This window comes from Streptomyces sp. NPDC007808 (genome assembly GCF_042868655.1).
In the GTDB taxonomy this organism is placed as follows: domain Bacteria; phylum Actinomycetota; class Actinomycetes; order Streptomycetales; family Streptomycetaceae; genus Streptomyces.
On sequence record NZ_JBIAEQ010000002.1, the window covers coordinates 1,204,325 to 1,222,218 of the forward strand.

Sequence of the window (17,894 nt, forward strand, 5' to 3'; positions counted from 1 at the left end):
CATTCTGTGCGTCTTACGTACGGCTCCCCGTACATGTTCGAAGGAAAGACGCTCGCCTTTGTCTCCCGGTTGCCCGAAGCGGACGTGACCGATCTCAAGCGATCGCCCGAAGGTCAACTGTCAGGCACTTTTGCGGGCAGAGCCGACCAATCAAGATCACTTGCCTTCGGGCGGGGGGCGCGCTGTCAGTGGCAGGTGCGAGGATGCGTGCAGTACTGGCCGATGTGCTCGTGAGGGGTGGGAGGGCCCGTCCATCAGACGGGCACTGGTCCGCGCCCGCGCAGAAGGGACCGCTGACGCCGATGCAGATCCGGCTGACCGTCGTAGATCCGCTGGCCCCACCTGCCCCGGCGCGGGGCCGTGCCGCGAGCTGCGACGTGCTGGTCACGGCGCCCGCGGGCACGGCGCTGGCCGCGGTGGCGTCGGCGCTCGCCTCGGCGGTGTCCGTGGACGGGGCCGGCTCCCGCGCGGGCGAGACCGAGCGCGGCTCGGGCCCGGCCGTGCTGTACGCCGGGGCGGAGCGGCTGGACGAGCGCCGCAGCACGCTCGGCGAGCCCCCGCTGACGGACGGCGCGGTGCTGTCCCTGGGCGCCCCGCTCGCGCCCGAGCCCCATCCCGAGCTGGACGACGCCCCGACCCAGCTCCATGTCGTGGCCGGGCCGGACGCGGGCGGCGTCCATCTGCTGCACGGCGGCGAGATCCGCATCGGCCGTTCGGCCGACGCCGACGTCCCGCTGGACGACCCGGACGTCTCCCGCCTCCACTGCGCCGTCACGGTCGCCGCCGACGGCCGCGTCACGGTCGCCGACCTCGGTTCCACGAACGGCACCACGCTGGACGGTTCCGGCGTGACCACGCGTCCGGTGCGGTTCGCGCCGGGAGCGCTGCTGCGGATCGGCGAGTCGGCGCTGCGGCTGGCTCCGGCCGGTGGGCCCGGGGCGAGGGTGCGCACGGAGCCGGACGGGGAGGGGCACGTGCGCGTGCCCGCCGGGCACGAGCGGGGCGTGGAGGGGCCGGCCGGCCCGCGCGGCGAGAGCCCGGCGGTGGCTCACGCGCGCGTGGCGGACGGCGGCGACCCGACCGCCCGACCGTCCGCCCAGGAACACGCTCCCGTCGAGCCGCCGGTCGTGCCGGTGCAGGGCGGCGCACCCCGGATCGAGAGGGACACCCGGGCGGGCGGCCCGCTGCCGACACCGCGCGGGGGCGACACGCACGGCGCGGGCTTCGGACCGGGCCACGGGCGTCACGACGCCCCCGGCGCCGCGGACACCGCCCTCCCGTCCGGCGCGGCCCACGCCGCCGGCACGTCCGCCGAGGCCGGCCTCACCGCCGACCGGGCGGGCGGCGGCCGCAGGAAGGGAACCCCGCTTCGGGGCACCGACGTACCGCCCGGCGAGCGCAGGCGCGGCGGGCTCACCGCGTGGGCCCGGCGGCTGACCGGCGGACGCGGCGAGCAGGAGGCGGTCCCGCCGGGGGCGTACGACGACGAGCCGGCCACGGCGACGCGCCTCCCCGCGGCGGCGGACGGCCCCCGGCTGCCGGAGACCTGGCCGGACCCGGCCTCCCTGCTGCTGACGGCCCTGGGGCCCGGCCCCCGGCTGTGGGAGCGCGCCCCTGGTCACCCGGAGGCGCTCACGGTGCGGCTCGGCACGGCCGACCGGGCGGCCCCCGACGGTTCGGGCCTGCTGCCCGCGGTACCGGTGACCGCCGATCTGCGGGAGGTCGGGGCACTGGGGCTGGCAGGGCCGCGCGAGCGGCTCGCCGGGCTGGCCCGCTCGGTGATCGCCCAGCTCGCCGCGCTGCACTCGCCCGACGTCCTGGAGCTGGTCCTGATCAGCGCCGACCGGTCACGCACCGTGCGGGAGCGCACCGCCGAGTGGGCCTGGCTGGGCTGGCTCCCTCATCTGCGCCCCGGACACGGCCAGGACTGCCGTCTGCTGCTGGCCTACGACCGTGAGCAGGCCGCGGCCCGCACGCAGGAGCTGCTGCGGCGGCTGGAGGACCTCGCGGCGGACGCACGAGGCGGTGCCGTCGGCGCAGCGAGCGACCCCACGCGCGGTGCGGGCGGCCGGGTGCCGGCCCAGGGTGCCGTCCGGCGGCCCTCCTGGGCGCGGGACGACGACCCGGCCGACTCGGCGGGCACCTTCGCGGGGCCGTACACCGTGGTCGTCGTGGACGGCGACCCCGGAGGCGCCGACGTGCGCGAGGCGGTGGCGCGGCTCGCCCTGGAGGGGCCGGCCTGCGGGATCCACGTCGTGTGTCTCGCCGAGACGGCTGCCGCGTCGCCCGCGTCACCGGTGACCGAGACCTACGAGGCGGCGTGCACGGTGTCGCCGACGTTCCGGGAGTGCGGGGCGGTCGCCCTGCTGAGCGGCGACGTGGCGACGGCACTGCGGCTGATGCGGGTGGCGCGAACCGGCGGGGCCGACACGGCCCCGGGCGGGACCGGGGCGGCCCGGTCCGGCGGGGCCGACACGACCTCGGGCGGGACCGGAGCGGCCCGGTCCGGCGCCGCCGACCGGGGCGCCGACGGCCTCGCCCCGGCGGGACATGACGGGGGTGGCCACGGGACCGTCACCCACCGCCCGGCGAGCGGTGACATCCCCGCGGGCCACGGCGCCGACGGCCGCAGCCCTCACCTCTCCCCCGCCCCCGACCACGGCCCCGTGGGCCCCGGCACCGTGGCCGCCCTGGACGCCGTCTCGCTCGCCTGGGCGGAGCGGTTCGCGCGGGCTCTGGCGCCGTTGCGGACCGAGGGGGCCGGCGGGGAGCGGCACGCGCGGGTGTCCGTGCCGCTGCCCCAGGCGGCGCGGCTGCTGGACGAGCTGGGGCTGGCCCGAGCCACCCCGGCGTCGCTGATGGCGCGCTGGGCCGACGCGGCCGACGACACCGAGGCGCTCGGCGGCCGGGCGTGCGCCGTGCTCGGGGCCGGGCCGCGCGGACCGGTCAGCGCGGACCTCGGTGCCGACGGCCCGCACCTGCTGATCGAGGGACCGCCCGGCAGCGGACGGACGGAACTGCTGCGGGCCGTCGTCGCGTCGCTCGCCGCGGCCGAGCGGCCGGACCGGCTGGGCATCGTGCTGATCGACGGCCGGGACGGCGTGGGCGGCGGTCACGGCGAGGGGCTGCGGGTCTGCACGGACGTCCCGCATGTCACCACCCATCTCACCGCCAACGACCCGGTCCGCATGCGGGAGTTCGCCCAGTCGCTCAGCGCCGAGCTGAAGCGGCGCGCGGAGCTGCTCGGGCGGTCCGACTTCGCCGAGTGGCACACGGGACGTGCGCTGTCGGGCCGGATGATCGCCCAGCGGGCGGCGGGCAAGGGCGGCGGCGCGCAGGGCGCCGGAGCCGCCGCGGGGGACGGCGCGGGCGATCTCGATTCACCGCCCAGCGCGACGATCCGCCTGCGCCCGGCGGCGGCCCGGCGGCAGGCCGAGGCCGAGGCCGTGCCGCCGCTGCCCCGGCTCGTCGTGGTCGTGGACGACCTGGACGCGCTGGTCTCCCCGGCGCTCGGGTCGACGGGCCGGCCCGCGGCGGGTTCGGTGATACGCGCACTGGAGGCCGTGGCACGGGAGGGCGAGCGGCTCGGGGTGCACCTGGTGGCCGCCACCGGCGTCGGGGGCCGTACGGCTGAGTCCGAACCGGCGCGACGGGCGACACTGCGGGTGACCCTGGACGCGGTGGCGGCGGGGCCGGACGAACCGGCGCCCGGCCGGGGACGGCTGACCTGGGCGGACGGCAGAGCGGTGCCGTTCCAGGGCGGGCGGGTCACGGGCCGTATCCCACGGACGGCCACGCTGCGGCCCACGGTCGTGCCGCTGGAGTGGCACCGCATGGGCGACCCGCCGGCCCGGCGTCCGGTGCGCGAGCTGGGCAACGGGCCTACGGACCTGGCGTTGCTGGCCAGCGCGCTGGAGCGGGCGGCGCGGCAGGTTTCGGCCTCGGAGGTCCCCTCACTGCTGTGAGTGCGCGGGGCCCGGCCCTCGTACCGCTTCGATCCCGCCGGAGATCTCCGGGGAGCTTGAGAACCACCCCGTACGGACCGATACCAGGAGTCCGGGGGTCACGTCCCCCACCGACGGCGTCGTCCCTGCGGGGTGCCTGGTCACGACGGGGTCACGATCCCCGGGTTGACACATGACGCGGTCTTGCCGCCCTCAGCACCAAGGCGTAGACCAGACCGCACGGGACAGCGCTCGAACGTTCGACGAGGCACGAAGAACGGGGCAGTGATGCGCAGCACGAGCAAGAACCGGACCAGGAGGGCCGCCCGGACCGCGGCAGCCGTGGCCGCGGGCGCCCTCGCACTCTCGCTGACCGCCTGCGGAGGCGATGACAAGGACAGCGGCAATGAACCAGGCGGTAGCGGTCAGCAGACCGGCAACACCGTCACCCTTCCCAAGCTGAACGGCGAATCCCTTGAGGTCGCGGCCGTCTGGACGGGCGCCGAGCAGGAGAACTTCAAGAAGGTCCTCGCGGAGTTCGAGAAGCGCACGGGCGCCAAGGTGACCTTCGTGCCCGCCCAGGACCCGATCATCAACTTCCTCGGGTCGAAGGTGGCGGGCGGTCAGCCGCCGGACATCGCGATGCTTCCGCAGCCCGGCGCCATCAAGCAGGCCGTCGACAAGAAGTGGGCCAAGCCCCTCGGCGCCGATGTGATCAAGGAGTTGCAGGAGAACTACTCGCAGGGCTGGCAGGACATCGGAAAGGTCGGCGACAAGCAGTACGGCGTCTACTACAAGGCCGCCAACAAGTCCCTGATCTGGTACAACAACCAGGTCTTCGAGAACGCGGGGGCCACCGAGCCCAAGACGTGGGACGAGTTGCTCACCACCGCTCAGACCGTCTACGACTCCGGCGTCACCCCGTTCTCCGTCGGCGGCGCGGAGGGCTGGACCCTCACGGACTGGTTCGAGAACGTCTACCTCTCCCAGGCCGGTCCCGAGAAGTACGACCAGCTGGCGAAGCACGAGATCAAGTGGACCGACCCGTCCGTGAAGGACGCGCTCACCACGCTCGCCCAGGTGTGGGGCAAGAAGGACTACGTGGCGGGCGGCGCGACCGGGGCGCTCCAGACGGACTTCCCCGCGTCGGTCACGCAGGTCTTCACGGGTGGCGACCAGCCGAAGGCCGCGATGGTGTACGAGGGCGACTTCGCGCAGGTCAACATCACCCAGGCCAAGGCGGAGGTCGGGACCGACGCGAAGGTGTTCCCGTTCCCGTCGGTCGGCGGCACCGCGCCGGTCGTCTCCGGCGGCGACGCGGCCGTCATCCTCCAGGACTCCAAGGCCGCGCAGGCCCTGGCGACCTGGCTCGCCTCCCCGGACGCGGCGACGATCCAGGCGAAGCTCGGCGGTTACCTCTCGCCGAACAAGAACGTGGACAACTCGGCGTATCCGAACGAGGTGCAGCGCAGGATCGCCAAGGCGCTCATCGACTCCGGTGACGACTTCCGCTTCGACATGTCCGACCAGGCGCCGCAGGCGTTCGGCGGCACGCCCGGCAAGGGCGAGTGGAAGGCGCTGCAGGACTTCCTGAAGAACCCGTCGGACATCGCGGGCACGCAAGCGAAGCTGGAAGCCGACGCGGCCGCGGCGTACGGAAACTGACGCCATGGCGTCGACGGAAGCGGCAGGGGTCTCTCCGACCCCTGCCGCACCCAAGTCGCGCAGGAGCGTGACCGGCACGCGCAGGACGATGGCGGCGCTCTTCCTGCTGCCCGCGCTGGTGCTGCTGGGCGCGCTCGTGGTCTACCCGATCGGGTACTCGGTCGTTCGCAGCTTCTACGACCAGTCCGGTGACGGCTTCGCCGGATTCGACAACTACGAGGCGCTGTTCACGGACGAGGGCATCCGTACCGCCCTGAAGAACAACGTGATCTGGGTGGTGTTCGCCCCGACGATCGCCACCGCGCTCGGGCTGATCTTCGCGGTGCTCACCGAGCGGGTGCGCTGGGGAACGGCGTTCAAGCTGGTCGTCTTCATGCCGATGGCGATCTCGATGCTGGCGGCGGGCATCATCTTCCGGCTCGTGTACGACCAGGACCCGGACAAGGGCGTGGCGAACGCGGTGTGGGTGGGCGTCCACGACACCTTCGCGCAGGCGTCCGCGTTCCCGAAGGCCCATCCGGGCCGTGAGTCGCCGCTCGAAGCGGCTCCGGGCGGCGGGTTCATCACCAAGGCGACCGTCAGCGCCGGCACCCCGGTCAGCCTGCCCCTGGTCGGTGTCGCCCCCGGCCAGATGCCGGACGACGCCGCGCGGGCCGTGGCGGCGAAGCCGGAGTCGGGCAAGGTCACCGGCACCACCTGGCAGGACTTCACGCGCGGCAAGGGCGTCGGCACGCTCGGCGAGGTCGACGCCTCCGAGCTGGGCTACGCCGGGATGAAGATCGAGGCGGTCAAGGACGGCGAGGTGGTGGCCTCCACGAAGGCCGCCGACGACGGCACGTTCACGCTGCCGGCCGCCGCCGACGGGGCACAGCTGCGGCTGCCGCCGGACAACTTCAAGGAGGCGTACAACGGCCTGGACTGGCTCGGCCCGTCCCTGGTCACGCCGGCCATCATCGGGTCGTACATCTGGATGTGGGCCGGTTTCGCGATGGTGCTGATCGCGGCGGGCCTCGCGGGCATCCCCCGCGACCTGCTGGAGGCGGCCCGCGTCGACGGCGCCAACGAGTGGCAGGTGTTCCGCAGGATCACGGTGCCGCTGCTGGCGCCCGTCCTCGCGGTCGTCACGGTCACCCTGATGATCAACGTCCTGAAGATCTTCGACCTGGTCTTCATCATCGCCCCGGGCTCCTCCCAGGACGACGCGAACGTCCTGGCGCTGGAGCTGTACCGCAAGGGCTTCTCCGAGGACCAACCGGGCATCGCGAGCGCCATCGCGGTGTTCCTGCTGCTGCTGGTGATCCCGGTGATGTGGTTCAACATCCGCAGGCTCAGGCGGGAGGTGCGGCGATGAGCGCGGACGCCGGCAAGCTCACCAAGGGGGCGCCCCAGCCGCTCAGCACCGGCAAGGCCGAGCAGTCGCTCGGCGCCCGGCTCGTCTCCTTCGTCAGCGGCGGGCTGGTACGCGTGTTCCTGATCGTCGTCGGCCTGTTCTGGCTGGTCCCGACGATCGGTCTGCTGCTGTCCTCCCTGCGCCCGCCCGAGGAGATGACCGCGAGCGGCTGGTGGGAGGTGTTCAGCAAGCCCTCCCAGCTCACCTTCGAAAGCTACGACAAGCTGCTGAGCAACCCCGACATCACCGACTCGATCCTCAACACCGTGCTGATCACGGTCCCGGCGACGGTCCTCGTCGTCGTCATCGGCTCGCTCGCCGGATACGCGTTCGCGTGGATGGAGTTCCCGGGCCGCGACTGGTGGTTCCTCGGCGTGGTCGGCCTGCTGGTCGTGCCGGTGCAGGTGGCGCTGATCCCGATCGCCGAACTGTTCGGCAACATCGGCCTTTTCGGCTCCCTGATGGGCGTGATCCTCTTCCACGTCGGTTTCGGGCTGCCGTTCGCGGTGTTCCTGCTGCGGAACTTCTTCGCGGAGATTCCACGGGAACTGCTGGAGGCGGCCCGGCTGGACGGCGCCGGTGAACTGCGGCTGTTCCTGCGTGTCGTGATGCCGCTCGGCGGTCCGGCGATCGCCGCGCTCGGCATCTTCCAGTTCCTGTGGGTGTGGAACGACATGCTGGTCGCGTTGATCTTCACGGACGCGGGGAGCCAGCCGATCACGGTCGCCCTGCAGACCCAGGTACGGCAGTTCGGCAACAACATCGACGTCCTGGCACCCGGCGCGTTCATCTCCATGGTGATCCCGCTGGTCGTGTTCTTCGCCTTCCAGCGGCAGTTCGTGTCCGGCGTGATGGCGGGCGCCGTCAAGTAGCCGCGGGACAGGCTTCGTTGAGGGGGCGGACCGGTACACCGGTTCGCCCCTTCCCTCTCGTTGCGGCACCGTCCCCCGTATGCCGTACGCGCCGTAACCAAGTCACTCCATTGGCCGTTCCCGGCAGGGCGACAACCCCCACCGCCCAGGTCGACCCAGTGGATGTCCCGTGCCCAGGTTCAGTGTCATCGTCCCCGCGTACAAGGTTCAGGCGTACCTGCAGGAGTGCCTGGAATCGGTGCTCTCGCAGTCGTACTCCGATCTGGAGCTGATCGCCGTCGACGACTGCTCGCCGGACGCGTGCGGAGCGATCATCGACGAGTTCGCGGCCCGTGACACGCGGGTACGCCCCGTGCACCTCACGGAGAACCAGGGCCTGGGGCCCGCCCGCAACGCGGGCATGGCCGAGGCCACCGGCGACTACCTGATCTTCCTCGACAGCGACGACACGCTCACCCCCGACGCCCTGCGCGCGATCGCCGGCCGGCTGAAGGAGACCGGCGATCCGGAGGTCCTGGTCTACGACTACGCGCGCACCTTCTTCACCGGTGAGACGATCCGCAACCAGGCGTCCCCCCAGCTCTGCGAGCAGGGCCCGGCGCCCTTCCGGCTGACGGACCGCCCCGGTCTGCTGCGCCTGCTGATGGTCGCCTGGAACAAGGCGTACCGGCGGGACTTCGTCGAGAAAGAGGGCTTCACCTTCCCCTCCGGCTACTACGAGGACACGCCCTGGACGTACCCGGTCCTGATGACGGCGCGGTCCATCGCGACGCTCGACCGGGTGTGCGTGCACTACCGCCAGCGCCGCAGGGGAGGCATCCTCGGCACGGTCAGCCCGCGGCACTTCGACATCTTCGAGCAGTACGACCGGGTCTTCGCATACGTCGACCGGAACCCCGAACTCGACCGGTGGCGTCCGCTGCTGTTCCGGCGGATGGTCGACCACTTCGTCGTGGTGTTCGCCCGCCCCGACCGCCTCCCGCGCCGCAGCCGCGCCGAGTTCCTGCGCATGGCCCGCACCCGTTACCGCCGGCACCGCGCCCCCGGTGTCCCCGTCGCGCTGCGCAGCCGCCTCCACCACACCCTGGTCCGTCTGGGCCTGCACCGCACGTACCGCGTCCTGCGGCTGACGGCGGCCCTGATCCGCCGCACCGCCAAGGTCGCCAACCGCCTGCTGAAGGGTCTGCGTGCCCTCGTCCTGCGTCTGCACTACCGCGTCCAGCGCTGCCTGCCGGTGCGCGCCGACCGCGCCGTCTTCGCCGCCCACGGCGTCCGCGGCCACGGCTGCCACCCGGGCGCCCTGGAGCAGGCGTTCCGCGCGCACGCCCCGCGCATCCGCACGGCCTGGGTCGCCGACGCCGGCCAGGACGGTCCGGTCCCCGCCGGCACCGCCAGGCTGCGCCCGGAGACGGCCGCGTACTGGACGGCCCTCGCCCGCTCCAAGTACCTGGTCCACAACGCCGAGTTCGACCGCCGTCTGGTCAAGCGCCGCGGCCAGGTGCTGGTGCAGACCCAGCGGGGCACCCCGCTCAAGCACATGGGCCTCGACCTGCGCGAACGCCCGGCAGCGGGGGCGGACACGGACTTCGACCGCCTCCTCGACGACGTCGACAAATGGGACTACGTCCTGTCGGGCAACCGCCACTCCACGCTGGTCTGGGAGCGCGTGTACCCCGGGGACTACACGACGCTGGAGTACGGCTCACCGCGCAACGACGTCTTCCAGCAGGCCACTTCGGCGGACGTGACCCGCATCCGCGAGGCGCTCGGGGTCCCCGAGGGGGTGGTCGTGATCCTCTACGCCCCCACCCACCGCGACTACCGCCGCACCCAGCGCACCGCCCTCGACCTGCACCGCGTCCTGCGCCGCCTGGGGCCCGGCTACGTCGTCCTCGCCCGCGCCCACCACCGCCACGGCGGCCCGCTCGCGCCCACCGCCGGCCAGGTGATCGACGTCACCGGCCATCCCAGCGTGGAGTCGCTGTGCCTGGCCTCGGACGCCCTGGTCACCGACTACTCGTCCCTCATGTTCGACTACGCCAACCTGGACCGGCCGATCGTGCTGCACGCCGACGACCGGGAGGCGTACGAGGCGGCCCGCGGCACCTACTTCGACCTGCGCTCCTTCCCGCCGGGTGCGGTGGCGCGCAGCGAGGACGAGCTGATCGACATCTTCGCCACCGGCCACTGGCGCGGCTCGCGCTCCGCCCAGTTGCGCTCGGCGTTCCGCGAGCGCTTCTGCCCGTACGACGACGGACGCGCCGCCGAGCGGGTCGTACGCCATGTGGTGCTGGGCGAGAGGGGTGTGCCGCCCGTCGTGCCGCAGGACATGCGGCATCCGGTGCCGTCGCCGGCCGCGTCGCTCCCGCAGTCCCCGCGCGCGACGGCGTCCCCGTCCGCGGCCGTGTCGCCACCGGCGGGTTCCCTGACCGTCACCGAGAGCCTCTGAGCACCGTTCACACGGAAGAGGAGTTCGTATGCCCTCCAGCCCGTCACGGCCCACGCCGAGCCGGCCGCCCACCTGCCGTCCGGCCGGGCGGCCCGGTCGCCGGCACCGGCTGAGGCCGGCCCCGGCCTCCTGAACGACCACGACAGAAAGAGCAGTATGCCCCGCTTCAGCATCATCGTTCCGTCCCATGGGGTCGCGGGCCGGCTGTCCCAGGCGCTGGACTCGGTCCTCGCCCAGTCCTTCGGCGACTTCGAGCTGATCCCGGTCTGCGACGCCGCCGAGTCCCCCGCAGCGGCCGTCGCCGCGGGTTACGCCGAGCGGGACTGCCGGGTGGCGCCGGTGCACTCGCCGCCGTCGGACGGGCTGGCCGGGGCGCGCAACGCCGGGCTGGGGGCGGCGCTCGGCGACTGGCTGCTGTTCCTGGACGGCGACGACGAGCTGGTGCCGGGCGCGCTGGCGGCGCTGGACGCCCGGCTGGGCGAGACCGGTGACGTGGACGTCCTGTACTTCGAGCACGAGCGGACGCCGTGGTGGGTGGGCGAGCCGACCAATCCGGCGGCCCCGGCGCTGGCACGGGCGCCGCAGGGGGTCTTCCCGCCCGCGAAGGCCCCCGCGCTGACGGGCGTCGAGTTCCCCGCGTGGAGCGCGGCCTACCGCCGGGCCTTCCTCACCGAACAGCAGCTCGCCTTCCCCGGCGGGCACTTCACCGACATCGGGTTCGGTGGCCTGGTCGCGCTGCGTGCCGAGCGCATGGCGGTGCTGCGGCGGGTCGTCGTACGGCATCTGCTGCGGCGGCAGGGGAACCGGCTCAACCTCCCCGGGGAGCACCACGTCGAACTGCTCGACCAGGTCGAGGCGGTCCTGACACACGCCGCGGAACAGGGGCTGGCCGAGGACCGGCTGGGGCCGTTGTTCGAGCAGCTCTTCGCCGCCGTGCTGAAGACGGCGGCCCATCCGCGGCGGCTGCGGCGCGGGCGGCGTGCCTTCTTCCGCCGGGCGAGCGGGCTGTACCGGCGGCACCGCCCGGCCGGTTTCAGGGCGCCGGGCGGCAGTCTCGGGGTGCAGCACCGGCTGCTCGCGCGGGGCGCGTACACGGCGTTCCGGGCGCTGCGCGGGGCCAACCGGGTCGCGGCGCGGGCCGCTTCGGGTGTGCCGCGCCCACGGGGACTGCGCACGCGGCTGCGGTACCGGTGGCAGCTGCGGCTCCCCCTGGATGAGAACCTCGCCGTGTACTGCGCGTACTGGGGCCGCGGCTACCTCTGCAACCCCGCGGCCGTCCACGCCAAGGCGCGGGAGCTGGCCCCGCATCTGCGCTCGGTGTTCCTGGTCGAGCCGGACGCGGTGGACCGCGTGCCGAAGGACGTGGAGTACGCGGTGATCGGGAGCCGCGCGTACTGGGACGTGCTGGCGCGCGCGAAGTACCTGATCAACAACGCCAACTTCGCGGACGCCGTCGTCAAGCGCAGGGGCAGCGTGCACCTGTCGACCCAGCACGGCACCCCGCTGAAGAAGATGGGCGCCGACCAGGCGACGTATCCGGTGGTGGCGGCGGCGACCGGCAGCTTCGCCAAGCTGCTGGCCCGCGTCGACCGCTGGGACTACAACCTCACCTCCAACCGGCACTCCACCGAGATGTGGGAGAGCGCGTTCCCCTCGGCGCACGAGCCCCTGGAGTACGGCTATCCGCGCAACGACGTCTACTACACGGCGTCCGCCGCCGACGTCGCCCGCATCCGACGTGAACTCGGCGTCCCCGAGGGCAAGAAGGCCCTGCTGTACGCGCCCACGCACCGCGACTACGCCACCGGCTTCGAGACCGGTCTCGACCTTCGGGCGCTGTGCGAGGAGCTCGGCGACGAGTACGTCGTGCTGCTGCGCGCCCACTACTTCTACGACCAGGGCACCGCGCGCGGCACCGGACGCATCATCGACGTCACCGGCCATCTCTCCTCCGAGGACGTGTGCCTGGCCGCGGACGCGCTGATCACCGACTACTCGTCCATCATGTTCGACTACGCCAACCTGGACCGGCCGATCGTCGTGTACGCGGACGACTGGGACGTCTACCGGGAGCTGCGGGGCGTCTACTTCGACCTGATGGAGGCCCCGCCGGGCCGGGTGGCGCGGACGCCCGGGGAGCTGGCGGCCGTCTTCCGCGACGGCTCGTGGGCGGACGAGGAGGCCGGGGCCCTGCGCGCCGCGTTCCGGGAGCGGTTCTGCCAGTTCGACGACGGGCGCGCAGCGGAGCGTGTCGTACGCCGGGTGCTGCTGGGCGAGCCGCCCGAGGCGATCCCGCCGGTGATCCCGCTCGCCGAGCGCATCCCCGCCCCCGCCGCGACGACCCTCGTGAGGAACTGACGTGCCCCGCTTCAGCATCATCGTCCCCGTCTTCAAGGTGCAGGGCTTCCTGCGGGAGTGCCTGGACTCGGTGCTCGGGCAGTCCTACGGCGACTTCGAGGTGATCGCCGTCGACGACCGCTCCCCGGACGGATGTCCCGCCATCCTGGACGACTACGCCGCCCGCGACGCCCGGGTGCGGGTGCTGCACCTGCCGCAGAACGTCGGCCTCGGCCGGGCCCGCAACGCCGGTCTGGAGCAGGCGAGCGGCGACTACGTGCTGTTCCTCGACAGCGACGACTCCTACACGCCGGGCCTGCTCGCCGCGGTGGCGGCCCGTCTGGAGGGCAACGGCGACCCGGACATCCTGGTCTTCGACCACGTCCGCACGCACTGGTGGGGCCGCGGTGGCCGCAGTTCGGCGGCGGACCTGCTGGCCGCGGCCGGCACGGACACCTTCGACGTGCGCTCGAACCCCGAGTACCTGCATCTGTTCCTGGTCGCCTGGAACAAGGCGTACCGGCGTGAGTTCTTCCTCCAGCACGAGCTGCGCTACGCCCCCGGCCTGTACGAGGACGCGCCCGTCACCTACCGCTCGATGGTCCTCGCCGACCGCATCGCCTGCCTGGAGCGGATCGGTGTCGAGTACCGGCAGCGCCGGCGGGGCGCGATCACCAAGACACCCGGCCGGCGGCACTTCGACATCTTTCCCCAGTACGAGGGCCTGTTCGCGTTTCTCGAAGCACGCCCGGACCTGGACTGGGCACGTCCGCTGCTGTTCGAACGGGCCTTGGACCACATGCTGTTCGTGCTCGCCCGTGAGGACCGGGTGCGGCCGGCGGACCGAGCGGACTTCTACCGCGAGATCCGTTCCTTCCACGCCCGTCACCTCCCCGAGGGCTTCGTCCCGCCGGAGGGCCGGCGCGGCAGCGAGATGCGGCTGCTGGCGACGGCTCCCTACGCGTCGTACGCCGCGGCGCGCGGTCTGCGCGAGCTGCGCGAGGTGGCCGGGAAGGGGCGGCGGCGGGTGGCGGGGGCCGTGTCGCAGCGGGCCCAACGGGCTTGGTACGCGGCTCGGTCGAGGCTTCCGCTCGATCCGCGGCTCGCCGTCTACTCGGCGTTCTCGCACCGGGGCGTCCTGGGCGATCCGGCGGCCGTGCACGCCAAGGCCCAGGAGATCGCCCCGCACATCAGGGGCGTGTGGGTGGTCAGGGAGGACGCGGTGGACGGCTTGCCGCCCGGTACCGACTTCGTGACGCCGGGCTCGCGGCGCTACCACGAGGTGATGGCGCGGGCCACGTACTGGGTGAACAACGTGAACTGGCCGGGCACGCTGGCCAAGCGCCCCGGGACCGTCCATGTCCAGACCCACCAGGGCACCCCGCTGAAGTACATGGCGGCCGACCTTCTGACCAAGCCCGGCGCCCGGCACGGCTTCGACGTGCCGAAGATGCTGTGGCGGGCGGACCGCTGGGACTACAGCCTGGTGGCCAACCGGCACTCGGAGCTGGTGTGGGAGCGGGCGTACCCGTGCCACTTCACGTCCCTGAGGACGGGCAGCCCGCGCAACGACGTCCTGGTCAGCGCGGGCCCCGAGGCCGGTGAGGCGGCCCGCGAGCGGCTCGGTGTCCCCGCCGGGCACACCGTGGTCCTGTACGCGCCGACCCGCCGCGACTACCGCCGCGGCGGCCATGTCGACCGGATCGACCTGGCCCGGTTCGCCGCCGACCTGGGCGAGGGGTACACCCTCGTCGTACGGCTGCATCCGTCGCTGGCGAAGGGCACGGCACGCGGGACGGGCCTGGCCGATCTGCACCGGCGGGGCGTGCTGATCGACGCGACCGACGAGCCGCACGTCGAGGACGTGATGCTCGCCGCCGACGTCCTGGTCACCGACTACTCGGCCCTGATGTTCGACTACGCCAACCTGGACCGGCCGATCGTGATCCATGCCGACGACTGGGCGGCGTACGCGGCGAGTCGGGGCGCCTACTTCGACATCACGGCCGACGCACCGGGTCATGTATCGCGTTCCTACCGGGAGTTGGCGTGGCTGTTCGCGTCCGGGACGTGGCGGGACGGGGAGTCGGAGCGGCTGCGGGCCGGGTTCCGGGAGAGGTTCTGCGAGTTCGACGACGGGTTGGCCGCGGAACGGGTCGTACGGACGCTGCTGCTGGGTGAGCGGATGCCGGAGCATCCGGTCGGGGCGCGGCGGGTGCCGGCTCCGGCCACCGTGCGGGCTCACTCGATGAGGTGACGTGAGGCGAAGCCGTTGACCCGACCGACCCGGCCGGGAACATACGGCAAATGCCTCAAACCCACACAACCTCCACGACCAGAGCCGCGGGTACCGCTGTCGGTGTCCTCGTCCGGAGGACCGTGCGCGGAGCGAGTGCGCTGCGCGGCGGCGGCAGTTGGCGTCCGACGCCGTACCAGGCCTTCGGGTTGCTGTTCTACCTGGTGACGGTGCTGGCGTACTGGGCCGTGCCGCTGTGCTGCGACGCCGGTCAGCACGCGGCGGTGGTCGAACGCCTCAAGGACTCCCTGCTCCGTCCGCGTCACCCGATGGCGGATCTGCCGGGCGCGGGCAGCCCCTACTACTCGCCGTACTCGGTGACGCAGGGCGTGCTCGCCCGGCTGACCGGGCTGGGCGGCTGGGAGGTGGTGCGGCTGGCCGGCCCGCTGAACCTGCTCGTGCTGCTGACCGGCATCGGCCGTCTCGTGCGGGTACTGACGCCGAGACCGTGGGCGCCGGTGCTGGCCGTGGGGGCGATGACGCTGCTGTGGGGGACCGAGCGGGCCTGGTGGAGCGGATACCTGAACCTGATGTCGATGACCGGCAACCTCGGCTACCCCTCGGCGTTCGCCATCGGGCTCACCTTCTGGGCCTGGGCGCTGACGGGGGCGCGGGCCCGGGGGCGGGGGCGGGTCCGGTTCGTCGGACCGAGCGGACTGCCCGGTCTCGCCGGGTACGCGGGGCTCGGCGCGCTGTACGGGCTGATCCTGCTGATCCACCCGATCACCGCGGTGGCGGCGGTGCTGGGTGCGGTGGCGTTCGTCGCCGGGTGGCAGCACGGATGGCGGGGCGCCGTGGTCGCGCGGTGGGGGGTGGCGGCGGGTGCGACGGTGCTGCTCGCCTGGTCGTGGCCGTACTTCGACGTGTTCGCGCTGGCCGGGGACGACAGCGTGGACGGGATTCACCGGCAGTTGTACGAGCGGCTGCCCGGGCAGTTCTGGCTGGCGCTGCTGGGGCTGCCGGCGCTGTGGGCCCGATGGCGGCGGGACTCCCGGCGGGATCCGCTGGTACTGCTGTTCGCCCTGGACTGCCTGGTCGTGGCGTACGGCTGGATCAGCGGGCACTACACCTACGGCAGGATCCTCGGACTCACCCTGGTGCCGCTGCAGTTCGCGCTCGCGGTGGAGCTGGCGGCGCCCCGGCCGTGGGGCAGGGTGCGCAGGGCGCTGGGCGGGGCGGCCGCCGCCGGGGCGTGCGTCGGGTTCCTCACCGTGCAGGGCGGGGCGGTGGTGCCGCGCGCGCTGGATCCGGTGGGGCTCGAACAGCCGTCGCGGTGGCCGTCGTACTCGTGGGTGGCCCGGCATGTCGGCAGGGGCGAGGTGGTCATCTCCGACGGGCACTTCGCGCCCCGCTCCCTGCCCGGGTACGGTCCGAACCTCGCGGCGCCGATCTGGCCCGACCCCGCTCTCGACGACCGGGAACGGCAGCGGCGGCTCGCCGACGTCCGCGCCTACCTCGCCCCGACGTCCAGCCGCGCCGAGCGCACCGCCATCGCCCGGCGCCACCACGCGCGCTGGCTGCTGCTGACGCGGTGGAAACGGGTGCCGGAGGAGGCGGTGGTGGTGGCGTGGAGCGGGGAGACGGGGGAGGTGCTGGCGCGGATCGGGTGACGGTCCGGGCGCCGGGCGACCTTGTGGCGGGGCGGTCGTCCGGCGGGCTGGGGCGGTCGCCCGGGGCGGTCGTCCGGCGGGCTGGGGCGGTCGCTTGGGACGTCGCCCGGCGGACGGACCCTGACGGCCCTACTCGATGACGAGGTCGACCGGGATGTTGCCGCGGGTGGCGTTGGAGTAGGGGCAGACCTGGTGGGCCTGCTCGACCAGCTTGCGGCCGGTCGCCTCGTCCAGGGTGTCGGGGAGCTCGACGCGCAGGGTGACCGCGAGGCCGAAGCCCTCGCCCTGCTTGCCTATGCCGACCTCGGCGGTCACGGCGGCGTCGGAGACGTCGACCTTGGCCTGGCGGCCGACGAGACCGAGGGCGCTGCCGAAGCAGGCGGCGTACCCGGCGGCGAACAGCTGCTCCGGGTTGGTGCCCTGCCCGTTGCCGCCCAGCTCCACCGGCGTGCTCAGCGCAAGGTCGATCTTGCCGTCGTTGGAGACGGCGCGGCCCTCGCGGCCGTGGGTGGCGGTGGCGACAGCGGTGTAGAGCGCGTCCATGGAAACCATCCCTCTCGGAAGTTCGTGACGAGGCGACTCGATGCGTGACAGTGCGGCCGGCCCCTGTCTGGCTCGGGCCGCCGCACGACCACAAGTAGAGCACACAATTCAATTGCGCACAACTGAATCGTGGAGCAAGGGCTACCCTGGAGACATGACGACCACGCCCGCGGCCGACTGGCTCCGCCTCGACCAGCAGATCTGCTTCTCCCTGAACGCCGCCTCGCGCGCCTTCGGCGGCGTCTACCGCGTGGTACTGAAGGACCTCGGGCTCACCTACCCGCAGTACCTGGCGATGCTGGTGCTGTGGGAGCACGGCGACCTGCCCGTCAAGAAGCTCGGCGAACACCTCCGCCTCGACTCCGGCACGCTGTCGCCACTGCTCAAGCGACTGGAGGCGGCAGGGCTGGTACGCCGGGAGCGCAGCGCCCGCGACGAGCGCTCCGTGGAGGTGCGGCTGACGGAGGAGGGCGTCGCGTTGCGCGAACGGGCCCTGCAGGTGCCGCGCCGAATCGCCGCCGCGACCGGCTTCGACGTGGACGAGATCCGCGCACTGCGGGCACGGCTGGACCAGCTCACCGAGGCGCTGGACACGGCGGCGGTCGAGGAGGCGGCGCTGGAGGGGCCCGCCGGGCTGGAGGGGGCCGCCGGGCTGGAGGAGGCCGGGCCGAGGGGGGCGGGGGGACGCGGGGCCTAGGTGTGCTGTCCCAGGACGTTGGTGACAGGCGACACGCCTTGAGCGGTCCTTGAACGAGGCGAGGGCCTCTGGGTTCGGTGTGGATTGCGAC

At 73.2% G+C, this 17,894-nt stretch carries 10 protein-coding genes; 9 read left to right on the forward strand and 1 reads right to left on the reverse strand.

Annotation, left to right across the window (positions count from 1 at the left end; all coding sequences use genetic code 11):
* Positions 1–302 precede the first annotated feature (302 nt).
* The 8 genes from ACFYNL_RS11765 to ACFYNL_RS11800 all read left to right on the forward strand — a co-directional run bounded on the left by ACFYNL_RS11765 (position 303) and on the right by ACFYNL_RS11800 (position 16,563).
* Complete coding sequence (locus ACFYNL_RS11765) at positions 303–3,965, forward strand: FtsK/SpoIIIE domain-containing protein (protein ID WP_388800429.1); 3,663 nt, start codon at positions 303–305, stop codon at positions 3,963–3,965.
* A 267-nt stretch (positions 3,966–4,232) separates the two neighbouring features.
* Positions 4,233–5,609 (forward strand): ABC transporter substrate-binding protein, encoded by a 1,377-nt coding sequence (locus tag ACFYNL_RS11770; RefSeq protein WP_388800432.1) that lies wholly within the window; start codon positions 4,233–4,235, stop codon positions 5,607–5,609.
* A 67-nt stretch (positions 5,610–5,676) separates the two neighbouring features.
* Positions 5,677–6,960 (forward strand): carbohydrate ABC transporter permease, encoded by a 1,284-nt coding sequence (locus tag ACFYNL_RS11775; protein WP_388800655.1) that lies wholly within the window; start codon positions 5,677–5,679, stop codon positions 6,958–6,960.
* Positions 6,957–7,871 (forward strand): carbohydrate ABC transporter permease, encoded by a 915-nt coding sequence (locus tag ACFYNL_RS11780; RefSeq protein WP_388800436.1) that lies wholly within the window; start codon positions 6,957–6,959, stop codon positions 7,869–7,871. Before ACFYNL_RS11775 ends, ACFYNL_RS11780 begins: the two co-directional genes overlap by 4 nt.
* A gap of 169 nt (positions 7,872–8,040) precedes the next feature.
* The gene (locus ACFYNL_RS11785; protein WP_388800439.1) at positions 8,041–10,320 is read left to right on the forward strand and encodes a CDP-glycerol glycerophosphotransferase family protein; all 2,280 of its coding nucleotides are present in this window, start codon (positions 8,041–8,043) and stop codon (positions 10,318–10,320) included.
* Between the two features lie 156 nt (positions 10,321–10,476).
* Positions 10,477–12,678, forward strand: a complete 2,202-nt coding sequence (locus ACFYNL_RS11790) for a CDP-glycerol glycerophosphotransferase family protein (RefSeq protein ID WP_388800442.1) — start codon at positions 10,477–10,479, stop codon at positions 12,676–12,678.
* Between the two features lies 1 nt (position 12,679).
* Positions 12,680–14,914: a CDP-glycerol glycerophosphotransferase family protein gene (locus tag ACFYNL_RS11795; protein WP_388800445.1), complete on the forward strand. Its 2,235-nt coding sequence runs from the start codon at positions 12,680–12,682 to the stop codon at positions 14,912–14,914.
* A gap of 50 nt (positions 14,915–14,964) precedes the next feature.
* On the forward strand, positions 14,965–16,563 hold the full coding sequence (locus ACFYNL_RS11800) for a hypothetical protein (protein WP_388800448.1): 1,599 nt from the start codon (positions 14,965–14,967) through the stop codon (positions 16,561–16,563).
* A gap of 129 nt (positions 16,564–16,692) precedes the next feature.
* Here the strand turns inward: ACFYNL_RS11800 and ACFYNL_RS11805 are convergent, their stop codons facing one another.
* Positions 16,693–17,106, reverse strand: a complete 414-nt coding sequence (locus tag ACFYNL_RS11805; protein ID WP_388800451.1) for an organic hydroperoxide resistance protein — start codon at positions 17,104–17,106, stop codon at positions 16,693–16,695.
* A 154-nt stretch (positions 17,107–17,260) separates the two neighbouring features.
* Here ACFYNL_RS11805 and ACFYNL_RS11810 point away from each other — a divergent pair, with 154 nt between their 5' ends.
* A complete protein-coding gene (locus ACFYNL_RS11810; protein ID WP_388800454.1) occupies positions 17,261–17,803 on the forward strand; it encodes a MarR family winged helix-turn-helix transcriptional regulator in 543 nt (180 codons plus the stop codon).
* The last annotated feature ends 91 nt before the right edge of the window (positions 17,804–17,894 follow it).